The following is a 20954-nucleotide window of genomic DNA, read 5'->3' on the forward strand; positions in this document are numbered from 1 at the left end:
TACTAGATATCTCACTTTTTTTCCTCCTGCTTAAAAGCGACTAAAAACAATCGTTATTTCATTTGATATACTCAGGCCTTGCTATAGTTTAGTCATACGACATCTCATTCAAATGCTGTCTTTATCGCGATCATTCTTTCTATACATTTTACTCAACTCACTTTAAAATTCAGATTAATGTACAAATAAGAACAAGACTTACTGATTACTTTATGGCATAAAATGGTGGAAAACATAGTATTCTCCACCATCACTTTATAATAGGTTGAACTTTTCTAACGCATACACGATACCATCATCATCATTCGTTTTAGTCACAAAATCAGCGATTGCTTTTACAGAATCATTAGCATTTCCCATGGCTATCCCAGTTCCAGCTGCTGTTAACATCTCTATATCATTTGTTTCATCACCAAAGGCAATAATGTTTTCAGTTTTTATCCCTACGTTTTGTGCAATAGTCAACATTGTTGCCGCCTTTGATCCTTGATTAGGGACGATATCAACGAATGAAGGATGCCAGCGAACAAAACGAAAATCCGAAAATCCACTCTGTATTCTCTCATCAAGTTGCGGATCATAAAATGCCAATCCCTGATAAATATCATTTTTCAAGTGGAAATCTGGTAAGTAGTTGGGGACTTCACCACCGATAGAGCGCATTGCTTGTTCCATTTGAGATACTTGAAACGAGGATATGCGACAAAAATGATCTAGCCCAGTTAATGCAACATCAATTTTTTGTTTTTCAAAATAGTTGAGCAGAGTCTTTAATTTATTTTTTTCAAGTGTTCTTTTAAACACTTGCTTATCGTTAAGAAAAGCAGCAGAACCGTTACAAACAATATAATCTTTTATAGTTAACTCATCTAAAATATGTTGGATGAGAAAACGACTTCGTCCTGTCGCCAACATTACCATGTGTTTTCTCTGCAAGTACTTAAATGCTAACACCGTGCTTTGAAGTAGCTGATTTTTACTTGTTAGCAGAGTTCCATCAAGATCAAAAACTAATAACTTTTTCTCCATGTCTCTCCCCCCTCAACTCTCTGTCTCAAAAATCGAATCATCGAACCCTAATACCCAAGTTGCCACAAAAGTCACTACAATAGTAATTCCAATCGTGCATAATGCCAGCATAAAGTTCGTATTTGATCCATCAGGATTCATAAAGATTGGTAACGTAAAAAATGATGGTGGTGCAAATGAAAAGATTTTAACATTGGCGATGGCACAAAAGATCCCGTTTGCGATGCAACCAATAAAGGTCGCATAAAAAGGCTTTTTCAGTTTCACACTGATTCCATAAAGAGTGGGTTCTGTAATACCGCTTAAAAATGCCGTAATCGCACAGCTAGCCGCAAGCTGTTTCAAATTACGTTTCTTCGTTTTGAACATCACTGCTAATGCCACTGCGAATTGTGAGAAGTTCATCCCGATAAAAGCAATCAGCAGCATATTGTCATAGCCTAAGTTCTCAAAGTTCGTCAAAATAATTATCGGAGTCAAGGCGATGTGCATCCCTGTCATGACTAAAAGTGGAGCAAAAGAAGCTACTAATAGAATTGCTAACCAGCTTGCATGACTATAGATCAAAGTTAGAATACTTCCAATTCCTTCACCCAATAAGAATCCTGCCGGACCAGTAATACACAAGGCGATCGGTAACATAACCACCACGATTGCAAAGGGCTTAAAAACATATTTGGCCGCATCCGGAACATATTTGTCAGCTAGTTTTTCGACGTATGACAGAACCCACACGCTTAAAATGATCGGCAGTAAACTAGAAGAGTAATCCACAGCTGTCACAGGCAAGTGAAATAAATCAATAGTCCCGCCTTTTTGAGCAAATCCAAGTATACTTGGATGCAAAAACAATCCGCCTAAAAATAGCGCATAGATCGTATTGCATTTAAAACGTTTCGAAGCAGTGTAAGCTAGCATTATCGGTAAGAAATAGAAAACAACATTGGCTGCGCTATCTAAAATTACATAGGTCGAGCTTTCCTGATCCATGCCCAATCGAGTCATAATGACCAAAATCGCGGAAATAAATCCACTAGCCATAATCAATGGAACTGCTGGACTTAAAATATCGGATAATACGTTCAAAATCCGATTTGGAATTGATCCTTTTTCCTTGGTTTCCTCTGTCGAACTTTCTATATTGTAGAGTTTTTGAATATTGTCATAGACTTGATTGACGGCATTACCGATGACGATCTGCAATCCACCCATGGATTTAACTATACCTAGTACACCAGGAATTTTCTCAAGCTTTTTTTCGTCTGCAGCTGCTTCATCCTTTAAGTTAATCCTCAATCTGGTAGCGCAATGCCCCAGTGAAGTGATATTGTCTTTACCTCCCAATGTACGAATGATGGCATGTTCTAAAGCATATTCTTTTGAGTTCATTTCCTTTTTTTCCATTGGTATCTCGGCTTTCTCAATATCCAATAGAAGTGTCTCACGATCTCCCTGTTCCAATTCGTTAACCTCGATTATCTTATAATCTGGCGTATTTAGGATCACTAGTGGAATAATGGGATCATATCCTCGCTCCTTTATTTTCACTAAATCAAAACGCATGATTAGATCCCCTGTTTTTACACGGTCATTTTCTGAAACTAGCGGCTCCAAAAGTTCTCCATTCAGATTGACTGTATCAATCCCTACATGAATCAATACCTCACAACCCTGATCACTTTTCAACGTAATCGCATGTTTCGTCGGAAATACGCTGACAACCACCCCATCAAAAGGAGCATAAACTTCTCCTAGATTTGGTCTCATTGCCGCTCCTTTTCCCATCATCTCCTCTGAAAAGATCGGATCTTTCACTTCGCTTAATGGAACAATCTCTCCTTGTGTAATCCCATGAATTTGCTCTTTTTCACTCATCTCAATCTAGGTCCTTTCTTTATCAAGTAATCCGCGTACACATTGGTCCTTCAATGTTCTCTTAATGATAATAATAGCGTTTGTCCTTAGCCAACTCCGCCGAAGTTATGGGCAAAATAGTAAGGGAAATAGGCTGATTTCTTTCTTAGAAAAGCCCTTGTGTTTGAAAAGGCAAAAAAATGACTGTCAGATTTTGTCCAATAAAAGACCTGAAATATCTCTAGACGAATCAAAGATATTTCAGGTTATGGATTATTCCATTGTTACATGCAAATAACGGATTTCATGAGGCTTTAAATGAATCGAAAATTGTAGGCGATTATTCTCAACTTTTACTTTTGTGTTTAACAGCCGTGGAGTACTGATGCGATGCAAATAGTCCTGTTCATTCATACTCAATTCTTTTAAGTCAAAGCGACTCCATTCATCTTGAACACTACCATGTGCACGGTTTACCACACGTGATTTTATGATATAACCGCCATTTTCGACACCGTTAATATCGATATTCAACGTTAAGGCTTCATTGTCTTCAAAGAAATTGGACAAATTTTCTAGTTGAATTTTACTCTCATCTGTCAGGTAGTAATTGAAATTTAATTTACGATAGTTGTGACAAGCAATGCGAAAAGAGCCTCTGGTGTTCCCTGTAACAATGCAATGTTTTTCTTTGTAATAGATATCTTCATATAGCGAATTTAGAAATTCAAGTGCATAAAAAGCCGGTTTCGCTACTCCTGTCTTCGTAAGTAAACCACAGCCTCCAAAAAGGAATCCCTGAGAATCCTGAAGATCCGCATAGATATCCGTGCCTAGCCAATGTCCAAACAACTCGGCGCCACCGATTGTTGAGATCATATTTTGAATCAAATAACTCCCCTTCGCACAATGATCATTGACTGGATTTCGATTAGAAAGTGTCAGACTATACTCTGAAACATGGATCGGCGTCTCTGGAAATGCACTTTGTGCTAATGCTTCTTTGACGACCTCTAAATTATGTTTGATAAAGAAAATGTCCGTTGATTTTTTTTCGTAGTAATTATCTAATTCCTTTTCTAATTGATAAGGATAACAAGTGATCGTCAAGAAATTAGGTTTCTCATCGTATTCCTGCCATAAGGACAATAAATCGCAAAAGCCTTTATTTCCATAATGCTGTACTGGAAATCCGCCACCGCCAATCTTAATATCCGGTAAAATTTTTCTCAGGGTCCCAGCGATTCTGTCAAAGGTCACAAAATAATTGCGATGCACTTCTTCCGTTTGAGGCGAATAATTATAGCGTAAATCTAGAAAAGCAATGTCTTCTTTTTTCCAGTATTCAAAATACCATTTTTGTACCTCTTCTGAACCATAGCGTTTAATAAAGTGCCGAAGCAATTCTCTGAAAAAGCGCTGCATTTCTTCTGGTGAATCGAAATCTTCATTTCTCGGAATCTCCACTAATGCATCTTGCGTATTTTTCAATAGCCGAATCGGTTTGAACCCCAGTTCGATATAAGGTTTTAGCTGATTCTTGACGAGAAAATCTATCGTTGTATCCAGTTTACTAAAGTTTAAATTTTCCTTTGTCGCATGAATATCTAGATAAAGGTTAGGGTCATAGATATCCCAAAAACGTATATATTCAGCTCCAAGCTTATTTTTAAGGTAAATGACTTGTTCCTGAAAGTCTGACTTGGTTAAATCAATTGCTGTCCCAGCATTGATCAGCTTACTGTAATAGCTAGTCTGCTTGTAGGCTTTTTGATAGTCCAACGTAAATGAGATGTTTCGATCATGACTTTCTTCCTGTTGATCATCGGTGATCTGGTTTTCATTCAGATAATTATTTAGTCTCTCTCGCATTTGATCGTCATCTTGCGTGCGACGTTCTTTTTTTTCTGTGGTTACGGCATTTTTCCGAAACAAAGAAGGGGTCATGTCGTAGGCTTCTTTAAAAACTTTATTGTACGCCGCGACACTCGCAAATCCGTTGTCCATCGCGATTTTCATAACTGAAGCGTCCGTATAAAGCAGATCAGTCATTGAATGTGTTAACCTCACAGAATTGACCAGATCCGTAAAGCTGACATTGCATTTCTTTTTAATATATTTTGAAAGATATGCCGTTGAAAGAAAGAAATGATCAGCTAATTCCTGCAGAGTAATGCTCTTCTGATAATTCGTTCGAATGAATTGGAAAATTTCTTCCATTCGACTATCATTTTTCTTCTCTGATTGATAACGAACATTTTCTGAGGTCAGAAGAAAGTTCTTAGAAATCACATGAAGTAGCTGATAATACAAACTCAATCTGTAAATTTGATTTTTCTGATTTGTCACAATTTGCTGATTAAGAATCTGATCTATGATTTTTCTCATCTCATCATAGGATTCGCTTTTTTCTAACGTTGAATTACACAAAAACAGAATCATATCTTTAGATAGTAATTCTTTCACCTTACTGTATGAAATAATAAAACGAGCCAGAAAAAGATCATCGGATCCTATGTAACGGTGCTTGCGGTTGTAATTAACAATGATCAAATCTTTTTGCTTTAACTGATACTCTTCACCCTCGACTGTCATTGATAATTCACCATTTAACACATATAATAATTCAAAGTTTTCGTGATAATGAATTTTAGTTTCTACTTGGGTCGTAAATTCAACATCCATTAATACATCTGAAGAGAGGTAATCTTTTTCCATATTTTCCCTCCTAACATTTATTTTCCATTATAGCAAACCGCTTTCATTTTGATAACCAGGACACTAAAAGTTTGCTTAGATAAAAAAGCAGTTGATAAATTACCAACTGCTTTTTTTAGTTAACCTTTTACGGTATCAACTTTATCCCTTTCCGCTTCCTTTGTCTTGGTAATCAAATTGATCACCACGAAGGAAGCAGCAGCAATCAATCCTGTAGTACCAAAAGTAATAAACCATGTACTGATTGATGCGTTAGCAGATAACAACAACCCGCTTAATGTCGGTCCAAAGATTCCGCCTAGACGTCCAACACTATTCACCAAGCCAACCGCTGAAGTACGTAGCTCTTCTGGATAATGTTGGGAAACAAACGCGTTAACTAAGCTATGCGCTGAGAATAAAAAGAAACCAATTAAGAATACAAAAAGATATAAAATGATGATATTGGTTTTTACACCCATCAGCATCAATACAACTGCTCCAATCCCATAAATAGCTGGTAAGAGTACCTTAAATCCTTTACGATCAGCCACAGCACCCCAGACAATCGTCCCCGCGATCGTTCCCACATTCAAGAAAATCGAGAATGCTAAACTAGAGCCTAAGGAGAAGCCATTTTGAACCATCACACCTGGCAACCAAACAATCACACCATTAATAAAAAGTAACCCCATAATATAAATGACACAAGCCAGTAATGTTACGAGAATGAATCGGCTATTAAAAAGTGCGAAGTACGATACTTTTTTTTCTGTTTGCGTACCCTCAGCATTCATTGTTTTCAACTGTTCAAGGTCAACCTTCTTCGTGTAATTCTGATCAATTCTTTCTAATACTTTTTTCAGCTTTTCTGTTTCCTGATGTTTTACCAGATATTGAGCTGATTCTGGCACAAGTTTAATAATGAAAACTAGGAACAAGATAGGAACGAAAGCCATCCACAGTACCGGACGCCAACCCAAACGCGGCAGAATAACGATCGCTAATAAAGAAGCAATAATCGAGCCGATTTGATTCCCGCACAAGGCGATTGCCACGGATTTACTTTTGCTGCTCTTTGGCGCATACTCTGACAGCAATGAGATGACCAACGGAATTACCCCACCAAAACCAACCCCAGCCAAAAATCGGAAAATCGCGAATAATACTGGAGTATTTACCACGGATTGTCCAAAGGTAAAGACACAGAATATCAAGACTGAACCGATCAAGACCTTTTTCACACCTAAACGATTGCTGATAATACTTAAGATCACTGCACCAAACATCGAGCCAAATTCAGATAGGCTGCCCATATACCCTAACACTGTCGCATTTAAGTTCCATTCAGACGTGATTGAAGTGATAATTGAGCCATAAGCTGTTGCTCCATAACCGGTGAAAGCAATTAGAAAGACCCCTAAAGCAACTAACGTAATATGGAATTTTCCAAGTTTGCTATTATCAATAAAATTACTTACTACATTTTCTTGCATGTTCTTTCCTCCTTAAAACTAAACCATTGCTTCTATAGATGGCTCAAATGCCACACTTGAGAATGTTTCGGCAGATTTCCAGCAAGCCTCCATGACTTCCAATACTTTACGAACTTCTTGCGGTTTAACTAATAGTTCTGCTTTGCCATCTAGAGTAGCAAAGTAGTTTTCAAAAAATTCAATATGCTCACTGTCAACCTTTGGAATGTCCTCAGTCACAATCAATCCTGGTTCTGGTACGCCAAATGAACGCGTTGGTCCATAAGACTTAGCTGACTTATCTTGATCTTCATTGACGTTTTCCAGTAGTTTCGTTGTACGAACGATCTTGCCCTCTGGATCAAATTTATTGGCGTACAAGCTTCCTGTATTGCCTCCCATATACCAATGACGCTCAAACCAGTCTTTTTGATCAGATAAATAATAGGTCCCTAATTCAATTTCTGCCGTGATACCATTCTCAAAGCGCAACAAGATATTAAAGTAATCGTCGACTTCTTTATTGATTACATTGCGGACATCAGCAAACACTGCTTTTAACGGGCTTTCAATCATGTATAAAATCTGATCAATCAAGTGAACACCCCAATCATAAAGCATTCCGCCACCTTCTGCTTTATATACATGCCAATCATGCATATTACCGTTATACCCATATAACGAACTTTTGATCGTATAGATATCGCCCAAAGTGCCCTCTTCGTAGCATTTCTTAACGGTTTGGAAATCCTTATCAAAGCGACGTTGCTGATGAACCGTTAAGGTAACGCCTGCTTGATCAACGGCATCCATCATCTCATCGAATTCCGCTACACTCATCGCAGCAGGCTTCTCGCAAATAATATTCATTCCTGCCCGCGCAGCTTTGATGACTAATTCTTTGTGCTGATTATTGTTTGCCGAGATGATCACACCATTAATATCTGACTCTTCCAAAAGCTGGTCAATTGTTCTATAGATCTCGATTTCTGGATAAATCTTACGCACTTCTTCTAATCGCTGTGGATTTGTATCACAAACCGCTACACAATCTACATTATCTAAACTTTTTAACGTCGCCACATGCCTGCGACCAATAAAGCCGTATCCCACTACTGCGTATCTGTATTTCATGATGTTTCCGTCCTTTCTTTTTCAAAAAAGACGGCCAATACCTGACCGTCTTGTTCAGCTTATTCCATCTCTAATTTGATTGTTTGGTTTACATCCGAAGCTTGATAAATCGCATCTAAAATTTGCGTAACTTTGAAGGCTTCGTTTGGTTTCACACATGGTTCACCGTTTGTCAAAATCGCATCGATCCATTGCTTCGCTTCAACTACTCCAGCCGGCTCATTAACGCCTTCGAAATAGTCCACTAAGGCTTCACCAGATAAGGTTTCTTCACTCATTTTCCCATGACGAGTATGGTTGAACCATAGTTCCGCATTTTCATAACTTCCGCCATATTTGATTTCAGCACCTTCTAGAGTTCCGCAAAGCGTCGTTGCCGCTTCTCTGGCATCCATATAGTTCAATGCCCACGAGGCCCGCAGGTTGATTAACGCACCATTTTTGAATTTGATAAAACCCATCGCTGAATCTTCTACCTCAAAGGTTTCAGTATCCCAAGCGCCATAAGTATTACCTTCAGCTGCTGATGGTAGGTTCCCTAATTTATAGAACACTTGACCGCTAACGCTATCCACTTCGTAGTTGTCCATACACCACAATGTGATATCTAACGCGTGCGTGCCAATGTCAATCAATGGACCGCCGCCTTGTTTGGATTTGTCCGGGAAGACGCCCCAAGTTGGTACTGCTTTACGGCGAATTGCATTCGCTTCTCCGTAGTAAATATCTCCTAAATCGCCAGCTTGACAGGCTTTTTTCAAGACTTGTACATCGTGACGGAAACGATTTTGGTAACCGACAGTAAATTTTTTGTCGCTCTTTTTCCAAGCCTCCATCATTTTACGCGCATCTTCCGTGGTTGCCGCCATTGGTTTTTCACATAACACATGCTTATCAGCAGCGAATGCTGCTACTGTGATCTCACAATGAGAAACGTTTGGTGTACAAACATGTACGATATCTATACTTGGATCCTTCAATAATTCCTTGTAATCTGTGTATATTTTGACATTCTTCAGATTATGACGCTCGGCTGTTGCCAATGCCTTTTCTTCTTCAATATCGCATAATGCCACAACTTCCGCCTTATCTGCTACTTTTTCTAAGGATGGAAGGTGTTTGTTGTTACAAATACCTCCTGTTCCAATAATGCCGATTTTTAGTTTTTCCATTTTTCTCTTCCTCTCTGTTACATGGTCTTAACCAAATTGAATATTTACTGGATTATTTACTTGAATTTCTATGCCCGTATTTGTTAGTTTTCCATTAGCTTCACCGACTAAAAACTTATTGATCGTTCCCGAACGCTGATTCACTACATATAAATGATCACCCGCTAAATCAAAATTAATGCTGCGAGGAATCGCTCCGCCTGAAGAAACGATTTCGATCAATTCCATTTTTCCGTTCCCGCTCAAGCGATAAGCTGCAATACTATCATCGCCACGATTTGAGACATACAAATAGTTGCCAGATTTGTGTACCTTCAGATCGGCTGTTTGATTAAGAGCAAAGATATCAGTTGGATCGTCCTTTGGCTGATAGTCGTCTGATACTGTAACTGTGCGATCTAAATGGTTCATCTCTCCTGTTTGTGGATCAAAAGAATAACTATGGACTGTATGATTTTGCTCACTGTTACAATAAAGAATCGGCTGGGTTGGATGAAACGCGATATGCCGTGGTCCTGATCCTTTTTCGGTTTCTTGAGCCCAGACTTCCTTCAAAGTTCCTGCTTCATAATTGATCTTATAGACATGGATCAGATCACAGCCTTTATCTGCACAAAGTAGATAGTTTTCGGTTGGATCGAGACAAACACTGTGGGGATGACTTGTCCATTGGAATAGCGGCAATTCGCTAGAACCTTCCAAAACCTTAAGCTCGCAGCATTCCCCTAAACTCCCATCTGTTTTGATCGGAAACATCGCGATGCTGCCTTCATCGAAGAAGCGTTTGGCTACATATGTTCCTTGTTCTGTTCGCACACTGCGGGTAATCACTTCTTCATGATTGCCGTGATTAGCCGCAAAAGCGTATCTATTTTGACTATCTACTGTAATGTAGCAAGGATAGGCTCCGGCTGAAGAAACTTCATTTAGGAAAGAAAGTTTTCCAGCTCCATCAACTGCATAAGCAGCGATACCACCGCCATTTCCATGTACACCACCTAGATCTTTGCGCTCATCCGTGGCATAGATATAGTGACCATTTTTAGCAACCGCCATACTACCGACATTAACATCGGACGTTACTTTGCACACTTGTTCAAGTGTTTCCGCATCGTAAACTTTGATCCCGCCATCACCTGCTTCGGGGTTATTCACCCCTTGAATATCCGCACCCCATGCTCCTACATAAATGATTTCTTGTTTATTCATCCTATTCACCAATCAACCGTTTTAGCATTTCTTGATGTCTTCTCACTTGTTCAATTTCACTATTTAACTCTTTCTCCGTGCGATCTTGATAGTAGCGTTGGCCTTCATATTCTGAATTGATATAGCCCTCATAGCCATTTTCCTTCAAAAATTTGATCGGTCCTTCGTAATCGATAGCGATATCTTGGTATTGACCAGGTTTCCCAGGAATTTCAGACATATTGTAGAATTTACCGTGGATGCTCACGATGTAAGGCATAATCGCTCCCAAGTCTTCTGGTTTCGTTCTAGAAAGCAATAATGCTTGTGACATGACTTCAAAATCGATATCTGTATAATCTGGCACATTGTCACGAATCATTTGCTGCATTTTTTTAAAAGCCGGCAATAAATCATCCGGTGCTTCATCCTGCTTCAAATAACGATGGAACAAGGATTGGACATTTCCTGCACTATATAATGAAAGATCAATTTCATTTAATTCATTGCTCTTGCCTAAATGATTATCCATACATAATTGAACGACTAAATCGCAGCTTTCTTGTTTCGCTCCTTGACGCATGTACCATTCCAAAGCTGCTTCAGAAGGGCGAAAAGCAAAGATGCCCCAGTCAGGAACGAGTCCTAGGTGCTTGGTTCCAGATTTCTTAGCATACTCCACAATCTCATTGACATACTGACCATTGATTGGGATTGGTGCATGGATTTCTTTTCCTAATTTGATGTCACATTCTTCTGCGACTGGTAAGGCTTCGATCATGATTTCAACTGGTGTGGTTGCTAATGTCCGAACATTTTTGAAGCCTAAGCGTTTCGCCAAGCGAATATCATTTTTCAAGCGTTCTGCTGATTCTGAATAGCTCATCACATGATCACGAAATTGCAAAACATCATGGAAAACATCCATAGTCACAGGAGTCGTCTTGTATTTATCCATCCATTCAAACCACTGATCGAAAAATTCCTCTGGCGGATTTGGGTATTGTCTTAGAGACATCTCATCTAAAATCTCGATCCCATCCGCTCCAAAAAGATTCGTTCCTACTTCTTTGATCTGTCCTTCTAAATCCAATTCTTTAAAAAATTGCGTTTGTTGGTAACTGTAAAATGAAACGCCGCGTTTGATTTTTCCCATTACTAAATGCTCCTTTCTATACTTGTAATTCCAATTCATATTTTACGATATTGCGTGTCTTATCTGATCCTGCGCCAGAACCCGGAACTGGAGGATTTTTCACCCATTCTTCGTCTGTTGGCATGTATCCGTATGCCGCCAGAACAGATTGCTGGAAGGCTAAAGTGTGTTTTCCAGGAGCTAATCCACCTGACTTTTTCACATGGACAATTCCCTCGTCATCGTAATCCCAATGCTCCCAAACAGCTGTCTTGATTTCTTCAAAGTCACGAGGTTCTTTCCCATTTACTTCAAAGGTCTGCAATTCTCTTGGATATTCAGTATCATCTACTTTGATATAGTAACCATTGTGAAGGGACAAGAATACTCCCCGGTAGTTAGCGTTTCTTACTGCAAATTGAAAGCCCACCACATTGCCATCCTGGTCAACATCATTTTTCAAACTATCTTTTCGAATTAAAAAATTATCGAACATGTAAATGTCCTCCCTTTTGTTATTTGCTATACTTATAATTTAAGCTATTTTGTAAGCGCGCTCCATTTCATTTTTACCCATTATTACTGCAATTTCACTCTTATTTTTTTATCCCAGATAAACGGTTTCTGAGAAAAGACAAAATTTAACTATTATATTTTGTCTCGTCCGTCTAAGAACACTCTCTTTATCACAATCTTTTGTTTTCTTTTTGTCATAGTAGTAACGTTTCTTCCACAGTCAGTATCTCATTATTAGACAGATACGAATAGACCGCTCCGTAGATTCCCGCGTCATTTCCGAGTTGTGCTTTGCTTACATTGTAGTTTCCACGAATCGCTGGAAAAATAAATTGATCAATTTTTTCTTTCAATGGAATTAACAACACATCGCCGGCTCCAGACAACCCACCGCCGATCACCACCTCCTCTGCATCAACCGTATTCATAATTCCAGCGATGGCTTGGCCTAAATAATTCACTGTAATTGTTAAGGCGGTCATAGCTTTTTGATCCCCTGCCTCAAGCCAGGTAAAAATATCAATGGCTGAAAATTTCTTTTGATTCTCCTCCAACAGATTTTCCATCGTTTTTACGAGTCCGTTTGCAGAAGCAAAGGTCTCCAAGCAATTAATATTCCCACATCCACAGGTTCTTTGTTCTTGCGAATAAACAGGGATATGTCCGATTTCACCTCCAGAAGAATGAACGCCATTAATCACTTTTCCATTTAGAATAATTCCTCCACCGACGCCCGTCCCTAAAGTAACAAAAACCAAATTGGATTTCCCTCTCGCAGCTCCCTTCCACATCTCACCGAGAGCTGCTGCATTCGCATCGTTTAAAAGTACAACTGGAATATCCAATTCCTTTTCAATCGCTGATTTTAACGGCATGTCTTCCCAACCCAGATTCACAGCACGAACGACTATCTGCCCATCAGGTGAAATCGGTCCGGGAACTCCGATACCAATCCCAATAATTTCTGCTCGCTGATCCTTTTGTTCAAGCATCGTTTGTTGAATACTTCGAACGATATCAGTCGGTATATTTCTGCCATTTTCAGTGATATTAGTTGGGATTTGCCATTTTTTATGGATCTCTCCATAAACATCGATCAAAGCTAACTTAATTGTTGTTCCACCTATATCAATACCAATCATTTGTTTAATCATTGCTTTTCCTCCTAAAAAAGAGAACGAATACTTCGTTCTCTTCGCTAAAATTCTCTAAATAATGTAATTTCGTAAATACTTCGTACTTAAAGTAACAGACTTTTTGACATCCTCATAAGTTTTCTCAAAAGCTTTATCTTCTACTTCAATACACGTGTACCCTTCATAACCAATATCCGTTAAAGCAGACACATATTGCCCCCAGTCAACATCACCTAAACCTGGTAATTTCGGACTCATGTATTCTAACGGTGTAGCCATCACTCCAACATCAGCTAACTTATCGGCATATACTTTGATATCCTTGTAATGAACATGGAAAATTTTCTCTTTGAACTCATACAAAGGACGAATATAATCGATTTGCTGCCAAATAAAGTGGGATGGATCGTAATTAATCCCAAAGTAGTCACTATCGATTACTTCAAACACTTTACGCCAATTACTAGGCGAGGTCATAATGTTTTGTCCTCCCGGCCATTCATCTTCAGTAAAAAGCATCGGACAATTTTCGATCGCGATTTTTACTTTTTTCTCTTCAGCGTATTTAACAATTGGATTCCAAACTTTAGCCGCTTCCTTCAAATTCTCAGAGACCGATTTGCTTTGCATCCGCCCGACAAACGTTGTGACTAAATTGATATTCATTAAGCTCGCCGCATCGATCAAGGTGTACAAATGGCCGATCGCTTCCTGCCGTTTTTCCAGATTCTCATCCAATGGATTAGGGTAATAGGCTAAAGCAGAGATTTCTACCTTCTTTTGTTTGCAATAGGCTAAAATCTCTGTCGCCTTTTCCTCAGTTAAATTTTTCGTGTCGATATGAGATACTCCCGCATATCGCCTTTCTGCTTTCCCTGCTGGCCAACAAGCCACTTCCACGCAATCAAGACCATTTTCTGCTACGATATCGATCATCTCTTCAAAATTACTTTGATCAAAAATCGCACTGACGATTCCTAGTTTCATGATTTTCCCTTCTTTCTTTTCTTTCATATTCTTATTCTAATGTCACTAAATTGCTAAAGCATTGGAAGTTTTATTCAATATCCATTGAAATATTTATCCTAATTTTTGTTCTTCAAATCATTCATTCCGTATAGAACAAAATTTAATAGTCATATCTTGCTTTATATACATAAAAAGCAACCAAGCAAAGTTGCTTGATTGCTATAAGACCTTATTCTTCCACAATCGTATTTTCTGCAATCACACTGTCTTTTTGTTTAAGATACTTAGTTTGAATATTAATTAGCGTTATTGATATAGCGGCAACAAGACCTGGTATCGCAAAAACCAAAAACCACATAGTGATTGAGACATTCGCTGTAAGCAACATTCCACCAACAATCGGTCCTAACATGCCTCCGATTCGACCTGTTGCATTCGCAAAACCTACTCCTGTAGTACGAATTTCGGCTGGATAATATTGAGACGCAAATGTATTCATTAATGAATGTGCCGAAAATGCGAACATACCGATTAAACCAACAAACAGGTAAAGAACCAATAGGTTTGCCTTAATGCCCATACCAAACAAGCTAATTGCTCCAACAGAATAAATGATCGGCATCAACACTCTAAAGCCAACTTTATCTACCATAATTGCCCAAAGAACGGTGCCTAAAAGCGTACCTAAATTTAACACTACGGAAAACGTTAAACTAGAGCCTAATGCATAGCCATTTGAGTTCATTACCTGCGGCAGCCAGACATTTACACCATTAATAGTAAGCAGCCCGCAAATATAAATTAACGTAATAAGGACTGTTCCTAGAGCATATTGCTTGTTGAAAAGCTTTAGGTAAGAAACCTTTTCTGCGTTTTTTTCATCCTCAGCATCAACAGAAATAGTGTTTGCATTCGATTCCAAAACTTCTTGATAATTAGGATCAATTTTCGTTAGTGTCGCGTTTAATTTATCTATTTGATTACTTCGAGATAAATAGCGTGCTGATTCAGGTATCACCTTAATGAATACAGGGATTAGTAACAAAGGTAAAATAGAGAACCATAACACAGGTTTCCAACCAAATTGCGGCATAACATTCATCGCCACTAGTGGAGCTAAGATTCCACCAATTTGATTACCACAAATAGCAAAAGCAACCATTTTGGCTTTGTTTGCTTTTGGAGAATACTCCGTTAATAAGGAGATAACAATTGGGGTTGCTCCTCCACTGCCAACACCAGCCATAAATCGGCAAATCCCGAACATTAGCCCGCTATTAGTAAAAGTCGCACATACAATGAAAAAATTGAAGATAAAAATAGATACAATCAATAATTTCTTTACACCAAACTTATCTGCTAAAAAACTTAGTAAAATAGCCCCTAGCATCATCCCAAACATAGCTGAACTTCCAATAAAACCAACCTGTGTCGTGCTGATATTCCATTCTTTAATAACCACTGGTACGATAGAGCCGAAAACTGACAACTCATACCCAGAGAATGTGATGACAAAAAAGCCAATCGCCAACAATACTTTATGAAATCCATTAAACTTGCTATTATCAAGAAATGAATTTAATACTTTTTGATTCATAGAACCCCTCCAAAATTAAATTCTGACATCAAAACAAATCTCTACAATAAGACCAGTTACTATTTGGTCATTATTATTTCCACTGAACCATTGAGCGAATACGGGCAGATGGAATATTCCTACTTCCTCCTTTGTTTATATATTCAAATTTAGTCTTTTTGAGAGTCTTTAACTATATTTTTTTTACACAAAACAACTATTTTAGAGAGCCTTTTCTAAAAGATGTAATTAAATAAAAGAAAAAAGCACAAGATTTAGAGTATAAATTATGAATCAGTTAGTTTTGTTTAAACATTAAAACCCTTTACATTTGTCTTAAATCTTCATTTATTTTTATCAATAGGTCACTCTTAGGCTAGTTATAATTAATATTAAAAGTTGTTAGAAATAGTATTAAACAGAAGTTTAAGAAAGCCTATACTCTGTTCATAGAAGAGACTGCGAGAGGAAAATTCTATATGGTCTTTGTTACTTTAAGGACAGATGTCAGTGAAGGGGAATCAAAACAATTTTCAGCCATTGACATTTTTACTTGGCTTGAGGCAGGGAATCAAAAGGCTATGACCGCCTTAACAATTACGGTGAATTATTTAGGACAAGACATTGTGGGATACTGACTGTGGCAATGACAAAAAGAAAACAAAACGTTGTGGCAAAAAGAGTGTTTTTAGATGGACGAGACAAAATATAATAGTTAAATTTTGTCTTTTCTCAGAAACCGTTTATCTGGGATAAAAAAATAAGAGTGAAATTGCAGTAATAATGGGTAAAAATGAAATGGAGCGCGCTTACAAAATAGCTTAAATTATAAGTATAGCAAATAACAAAAGGGAGGACATTTACATGTTCGATAATTTTTTAATTCGAAAAGACAGTTTGAAAAATGATGTTGACCACGATGGTAATATCGTAGATTTTATTTTGCAGCAAGAAACGATAAAGCCTACCAAATCAAAATAGAGAACACATTTTATAAAAATTATAATTAATTTCTTTGAACTATATAGTTTCAAAAACACGTTTCCCTCCTATTTACTTTGTAGGAGGGATTTTTATGTTAGATATACAAGAAGAAAAAAAGAGAATTTACAATTTGATGAGGGAATTGATTGCTGAACGTAGGGAATTAAGTAAACAGTACTATGAGATGAAAGAACGTTTAGGCTTCTTAGATACTATGCCTTCTACTCCTTTATTAAAATCAGAAACAACAGTTTTGCCTCTACTTGAAAAGGAAAAAATTAAATCTCAAGATTCCTTTTATCGTAAGAACAAAAGTTCCCACTATGTTTCATTTGACCGCATTTCTAAAAATATTTTATCGATTCTTAAAGGAAATCCTGTACCACTTAATAATAGTCAGATTTTGGAAAAATTAAATACTGAATACGAACTTCACGTCACTTATCAGAATTTGTCCGCGAATATCCTACCGAAAATGCTAAAGGAACGATCTTTGCCGATCGAAAAGCCTTGTCGTGGTTACTGGCAATACCGGTTGCCAAATTTAGAAAGGGGGATGTGATATGAAAACTGAACCAGAGATTACTTACATCTTTATTCGTTATGTCACAGTTACCCTACAACGCCAAGCAAATGCTTTTTATAAAAGAGAAGGACGTATTTTTTCTAGTGAATCACAATTATTGATTGACTCAAAAGATACTACTGAACAGTTGCTATTAAAACAAACACATTCTTCCACACCAGATATTCTTTTAGAGAAACAATTTTTAAACAAGCAACTTCATTTAAGTTTATTTCAATTAACAGATGAAGAGCTATTTATTTTGAAAGAAAAGCACTTGAAGAAGCAATCAGATGCTGATATCGGACAAAAACTTCATTGTAGTAGTCAGGCAATCTCTAAAAAAAAGCGAGCTATTTATTTCAAATTGAGAAAAGTTCTTTTCCCTTAATAAGTTATAAGCAAATACGCGCACCTCCGCCTTAAATTCATCATTTAAAAAAGCTAAATTTAAGGTGGGAGAACATGGAGGTTAAAAATCTTGTTCCTTTAATTCGCCAGGCTCAAAATGGTGACCAGAAAGCGATGCTTGAGCTATTACTAGAATTCGAACCATCTATTATTAAATACTCACGTCGCTACACTAATCAAATAAATGAGGACTGTTATCAAGAGTTAGCAGTTCAGTTTATTATTGCGGTTCAGTCTTTTGATTTAATTAAATATACTGACGACTAAAAAAGTAACCAGCAATCATTCTTGAACTTTAGGTTTCAAAATGATTGCTGGTTGCTATTTATTTAATGAAGGCATAAAAGCCAAGCGTTCCTTGAAAATCGAATAGCCATTTTTGAATCACGTTTCCTGTCATTCGAGCTAAGTGTAAATACGCCATGGCCAAATTCAGCGAAAAATATTTAACACTACACTTGATTTAGGAACTCAAGTCGCCATGACAATGACAGAAAATAATGATACTTCCGTAAGGCTCGCCGTAAACTGGGGAGAGGTGAAATTCCTATGTGCTTTTCCTAAAGCGATTCAAAAATGAACAAATTTATTTAGATTTTAAAGTACTTAAAAAGGAGGTCATACTCATAAAATCAAAAACTTACCTAAATAAAAAACAGACTTGCGATTTTTTAGGTATCGATAATAACACCTTAGATAAGTGGATTAAGCAATATCATTTCCCTGTGATTAGAATTAACGGGATTATTCGATTTGATATAGAGGACATTAAGGAATTTATGAACACTTTTAAAACTCTTTAACTTTCATATTGAACCATTTATACTGATAGTAACGAAATATACTACCTCATTTTTTATGAAGGAGATGAGGTAACATGCCTACAAAATTATCTAATGGGAAATACAAAACAAATTTGCGATATCCTAAAAAATTTAAAGAATTAACAGGTATCAAATCTGAAAAATTCCAAAAAACATTTCCCACAAAACCGTTAGCTACCAAAGCAGAAAATGATATGAAGAAGAAAATTATGCAAGTCTTAAGAGAGGAAAATGCCAATGTTTTAGAGATTAAAGGGACTATCCAATTTAAAGAGTTCTACAAATTAAAGTGGCTTCCTAGATATGAATTGGGACAAACTGGACGAGGAAATCAAATACCTAGTGATATTACTATTAGTAATACCAAAGATTTGTTCCGTTTGCATATCTTACCAATGTTTGGGAGCTATGCCCTGAATTATCTCAATGCAAATACCGAAATTATCTCTGATGAACTGACTAAAAAATCGCGAGATTACGCTAATATCAAAATTTTAAAAAGCTATGTTCGTTCTATATTTGATATAGCTGAAATACTTGGTTACATTGAGTTTAATCGAACGACAAAAGTTATTCAAAGTATCACTTCTCCTAAAAAAATTGCTCTAGAAGAAAAAAGAGTTCATGAAGGAAAACAAGCTTTAACCGTAAACGAATTGTCTGATTGGTTATGCGCTGTTAAAAGTGATCTTAGTAACCAATTGCTAAGTTTTCAAGATTACACGCTTTTTATGCTTACACTATATTTAGGAGATCGTAAAAGTGAAACTTATGCTTTACAATGGCAACACATTGATTTTGGAAATAGCACCGTTCATCTAAAATTCTCTTTAAATAAAAAGCAAAAACAAAAATACACCAAAGGAAAGAAAGATACATTGATTCAAGTATCCGAATTGGTCATTTCTTTACTTCGTGAATGGAAGAAACTTCAAAAGTTAGAGCTTCAAAAATTAAAGATTCAACAAACACCTGAACAATATTTGTTCACTTATAGCAAACCCACTGGAGAAGTAAACTGTCCCGTCCATACAGATTATTTGAATTATCGAATAAACACACTTAGAAGACGACATCCACATTTAGCACACTTGACTCCACACAAATTACGTCATACTTTTGCGACACTCGCCAAACAAGGTGGAGCAAACATTAGTCAAATCTCTGCGGCTTTGACGCATTCGGATGTATCTACTACAAAAATGTATGTAAATACACCCAATGTTGTAGATTTGAAAGTTTACGAAGCATTTAATAGTGTTCTAAATAAAGAGCAAACTAAATAAATGTGTTCCAAAATGTGTTCTAAAAATCAAAAAAGACACCCTCCATACGATGGAAAGTGTCTATAAAACGTTGATATGTCAACAATATTAACGTTTCGAAAATTGGCTTGCTTTTCTCGCCTTTTTCAAACCTGGTTTTTTACGTTCAACCATACGTGCGTCACGAGTAAGTAAGCCAGCACGTTTAAGAGCTAAACGGAAATCAGGATCAACTTGTAACAATGCGCGTGCGATACCGTGACGGATTGCACCTGATTGTCCAGCGTATCCACCACCATTTACGTTTACAAAAACATCGTATGAACCTTTAGTTTCTGTAACGCCGAATGGTTGGTTGATTACTTCACGCAAGTCTGCGTGTGGGATGTATTCTTCAACATCTTTTTTGTTAACAGTAATTTTACCAGTACCTGGTACTAAACGTACGCGGGCTACTGCATTTTTACGACGGCCAGTGCCGATATATTGAGCTTGTGCCAATGAAATTCCCTCCTATTAGATTAAGTTTGTGATGTCCAATACTTCTGGTTGTTGTGCAGCATGTGGGTGTTCAGCGCCAGCATAAACATGAAGTTTCATTCCTTGTTTACGGCCTAAAGTGTTTTTAGGAAGCATGCCTTTTACAGAAGTTTCGATCAAACGACGAGAATTTTTAGCACGTAATTCTCCAGCAGAGACTGATTTCAATCCTCCTGGGAAGTTTGAGTGACGGTAATAAATTTTATCGCTTGCTTTGTTACCTGTTAATTTGATTTTTTCTGCATTAATGACGATTACGAAATCGCCTGTATCCACATGAGGTGTGAATGTTGGTTTATTTTTACCACGTAAGACAGATGCTACTACTGCTGAAAGACGACCCATAGGAACATCTGTTGCATCTACTACGTACCATTTACGTTCTACTTCGCCTGGTTTGGCCATATATGTTGTACGCACAATTTTTTCCTCCAATTCAATTTCACGAATGTTTGACATACACTTGAGTTTCCGGGGCTCTTGT

The 20954-nt window shown here is 37.4% G+C and carries 19 protein-coding genes; 5 read left to right on the plus strand and 14 right to left on the minus strand.

Translation table 11 applies throughout. The features are described from left to right. Window positions 1-255 precede the first annotated feature (255 nt). The 12 genes from QN079_RS15945 to QN079_RS16000 form a co-directional block, all read right to left on the minus strand. Entirely contained in the window at window positions 256-1029 is a 774-nt protein-coding gene (locus QN079_RS15945; protein WP_289230122.1) for an HAD family hydrolase, read from the minus strand. A gap of 12 nt (window positions 1030-1041) precedes the next feature. Further along, a complete protein-coding gene (locus tag QN079_RS15950) occupies window positions 1042-2904 on the minus strand; it encodes a PTS sugar transporter subunit IIABC (protein ID WP_289230123.1) in 1863 nt (620 codons plus the stop codon). Window positions 2905-3156: 252 nt separating this feature from the next. Continuing rightward, entirely contained in the window at window positions 3157-5601 is a 2445-nt protein-coding gene (locus tag QN079_RS15955; RefSeq protein ID WP_289230124.1) for a GH39 family glycosyl hydrolase, read from the minus strand. A 119-nt stretch (window positions 5602-5720) separates the two neighbouring features. Then, window positions 5721-7076: an MFS transporter gene (locus tag QN079_RS15960; protein ID WP_289230125.1), complete on the minus strand. Its 1356-nt coding sequence runs from the start codon at window positions 7074-7076 to the stop codon at window positions 5721-5723. An 18-nt stretch (window positions 7077-7094) separates the two neighbouring features. After that, window positions 7095-8189 carry a Gfo/Idh/MocA family protein gene (locus QN079_RS15965; RefSeq protein ID WP_289230126.1) on the minus strand — a complete coding sequence of 365 codons (1095 nt, stop codon included), beginning with the start codon at window positions 8187-8189 and terminating at the stop codon, window positions 7095-7097. Between the two features lie 59 nt (window positions 8190-8248). Next, complete coding sequence (locus QN079_RS15970) at window positions 8249-9361, minus strand: Gfo/Idh/MocA family protein (protein ID WP_289230127.1); 1113 nt, start codon at window positions 9359-9361, stop codon at window positions 8249-8251. Between the two features lie 27 nt (window positions 9362-9388). Continuing rightward, window positions 9389-10570, minus strand: coding sequence for a lactonase family protein (locus tag QN079_RS15975; RefSeq protein WP_289230128.1), 1182 nt, complete (start codon window positions 10568-10570; stop codon window positions 9389-9391). A 1-nt stretch (window position 10571) separates the two neighbouring features. Further along, the gene (locus QN079_RS15980; protein ID WP_289230129.1) at window positions 10572-11705 is read right to left on the minus strand and encodes an IolE/MocC family protein; all 1134 of its coding nucleotides are present in this window, start codon (window positions 11703-11705) and stop codon (window positions 10572-10574) included. A 16-nt stretch (window positions 11706-11721) separates the two neighbouring features. Next, on the minus strand, window positions 11722-12180 hold the full coding sequence (locus tag QN079_RS15985; RefSeq protein ID WP_289230130.1) for a C-glycoside deglycosidase beta subunit domain-containing protein: 459 nt from the start codon (window positions 12178-12180) through the stop codon (window positions 11722-11724). Window positions 12181-12394: 214 nt separating this feature from the next. Next, window positions 12395-13354, minus strand: a complete 960-nt coding sequence (locus tag QN079_RS15990; RefSeq protein WP_289230131.1) for an ROK family glucokinase — start codon at window positions 13352-13354, stop codon at window positions 12395-12397. A 54-nt stretch (window positions 13355-13408) separates the two neighbouring features. Then, window positions 13409-14323 (minus strand): sugar phosphate isomerase/epimerase family protein, encoded by a 915-nt coding sequence (locus tag QN079_RS15995; protein ID WP_289230132.1) that lies wholly within the window; start codon window positions 14321-14323, stop codon window positions 13409-13411. 211 nt (window positions 14324-14534) lie between these two features. Further along, the gene (locus QN079_RS16000; protein ID WP_289230133.1) at window positions 14535-15902 is read right to left on the minus strand and encodes an MFS transporter; all 1368 of its coding nucleotides are present in this window, start codon (window positions 15900-15902) and stop codon (window positions 14535-14537) included. Between the two features lie 1054 nt (window positions 15903-16956). Between QN079_RS16000 and QN079_RS16005 the strand changes: the two genes are divergently transcribed. The 5 genes from QN079_RS16005 to QN079_RS16025 all read left to right on the plus strand — a co-directional run bounded on the left by QN079_RS16005 (window position 16957) and on the right by QN079_RS16025 (window position 19951). Next, window positions 16957-17427: a hypothetical protein gene (locus QN079_RS16005; protein ID WP_289230134.1), complete on the plus strand. Its 471-nt coding sequence runs from the start codon at window positions 16957-16959 to the stop codon at window positions 17425-17427. Window position 17428: 1 nt separating this feature from the next. Beyond that, on the plus strand, window positions 17429-17821 hold the full coding sequence (locus tag QN079_RS16010; protein WP_289230135.1) for a sigma-70 family RNA polymerase sigma factor: 393 nt from the start codon (window positions 17429-17431) through the stop codon (window positions 17819-17821). Window positions 17822-17895: 74 nt separating this feature from the next. After that, the gene (locus QN079_RS16015; RefSeq protein ID WP_289230136.1) at window positions 17896-18108 is read left to right on the plus strand and encodes a helix-turn-helix domain-containing protein; all 213 of its coding nucleotides are present in this window, start codon (window positions 17896-17898) and stop codon (window positions 18106-18108) included. 284 nt (window positions 18109-18392) lie between these two features. Then, window positions 18393-18644, plus strand: a complete 252-nt coding sequence (locus QN079_RS16020) for a helix-turn-helix domain-containing protein (protein ID WP_289230137.1) — start codon at window positions 18393-18395, stop codon at window positions 18642-18644. Window positions 18645-18718: 74 nt separating this feature from the next. Next, entirely contained in the window at window positions 18719-19951 is a 1233-nt protein-coding gene (locus tag QN079_RS16025) for a site-specific integrase (RefSeq protein WP_289230138.1), read from the plus strand. An 87-nt stretch (window positions 19952-20038) separates the two neighbouring features. On the opposite strand, the gene rpsI is transcribed toward QN079_RS16025, so the two are convergent. Together rpsI and rplM are read right to left on the minus strand one after the other, a co-directional pair. Next, window positions 20039-20431: a 30S ribosomal protein S9 gene (gene rpsI / locus QN079_RS16030; protein WP_003128901.1), complete on the minus strand. Its 393-nt coding sequence runs from the start codon at window positions 20429-20431 to the stop codon at window positions 20039-20041. 15 nt (window positions 20432-20446) lie between these two features. Next, window positions 20447-20893 (minus strand): 50S ribosomal protein L13, encoded by a 447-nt coding sequence (rplM, locus tag QN079_RS16035; RefSeq protein WP_301280258.1) that lies wholly within the window; start codon window positions 20891-20893, stop codon window positions 20447-20449. Between the last annotated feature and the right edge of the window lie 61 nt (window positions 20894-20954).

Source organism: Enterococcus sp. FZMF, assembly GCF_030263915.1.
In the GTDB taxonomy this organism is placed as follows: Bacteria; Bacillota; Bacilli; order Lactobacillales; family Enterococcaceae; genus Enterococcus_D; species Enterococcus_D casseliflavus.

Coding starts and splice junctions, on each gene's coding strand:
- QN079_RS15945 (WP_289230122.1), bottom strand. CDS start 1,029: ATGGAGAAAAAGTTATTAGTTTTTGATCTTGATGGAACTCTGCTAACA.
- QN079_RS15950 (WP_289230123.1), bottom strand. CDS start 2,904: ATGAGTGAAAAAGAGCAAATTCATGGGATTACACAAGGAGAGATTGTT.
- QN079_RS15955 (WP_289230124.1), bottom strand. CDS start 5,601: ATGGAAAAAGATTACCTCTCTTCAGATGTATTAATGGATGTTGAATTT.
- QN079_RS15960 (WP_289230125.1), bottom strand. CDS start 7,076: ATGCAAGAAAATGTAGTAAGTAATTTTATTGATAATAGCAAACTTGGA.
- QN079_RS15965 (WP_289230126.1), bottom strand. CDS start 8,189: ATGAAATACAGATACGCAGTAGTGGGATACGGCTTTATTGGTCGCAGG.
- QN079_RS15970 (WP_289230127.1), bottom strand. CDS start 9,361: ATGGAAAAACTAAAAATCGGCATTATTGGAACAGGAGGTATTTGTAAC.
- QN079_RS15975 (WP_289230128.1), bottom strand. CDS start 10,570: ATGAATAAACAAGAAATCATTTATGTAGGAGCATGGGGTGCGGATATT.
- QN079_RS15980 (WP_289230129.1), bottom strand. CDS start 11,705: ATGGGAAAAATCAAACGCGGCGTTTCATTTTACAGTTACCAACAAACG.
- QN079_RS15985 (WP_289230130.1), bottom strand. CDS start 12,180: ATGTTCGATAATTTTTTAATTCGAAAAGATAGTTTGAAAAATGATGTT.
- QN079_RS15990 (WP_289230131.1), bottom strand. CDS start 13,354: ATGATTAAACAAATGATTGGTATTGATATAGGTGGAACAACAATTAAG.
- QN079_RS15995 (WP_289230132.1), bottom strand. CDS start 14,323: ATGAAACTAGGAATCGTCAGTGCGATTTTTGATCAAAGTAATTTTGAA.
- QN079_RS16000 (WP_289230133.1), bottom strand. CDS start 15,902: ATGAATCAAAAAGTATTAAATTCATTTCTTGATAATAGCAAGTTTAAT.
- QN079_RS16005 (WP_289230134.1), top strand. CDS start 16,957: ATGTTAGATATACAAGAAGAAAAAAAGAGAATTTACAATTTGATGAGG.
- QN079_RS16010 (WP_289230135.1), top strand. CDS start 17,429: ATGAAAACTGAACCAGAGATTACTTACATCTTTATTCGTTATGTCACA.
- QN079_RS16015 (WP_289230136.1), top strand. CDS start 17,896: ATGGAGGTTAAAAATCTTGTTCCTTTAATTCGCCAGGCTCAAAATGGT.
- QN079_RS16025 (WP_289230138.1), top strand. CDS start 18,719: ATGCCTACAAAATTATCTAATGGGAAATACAAAACAAATTTGCGATAT.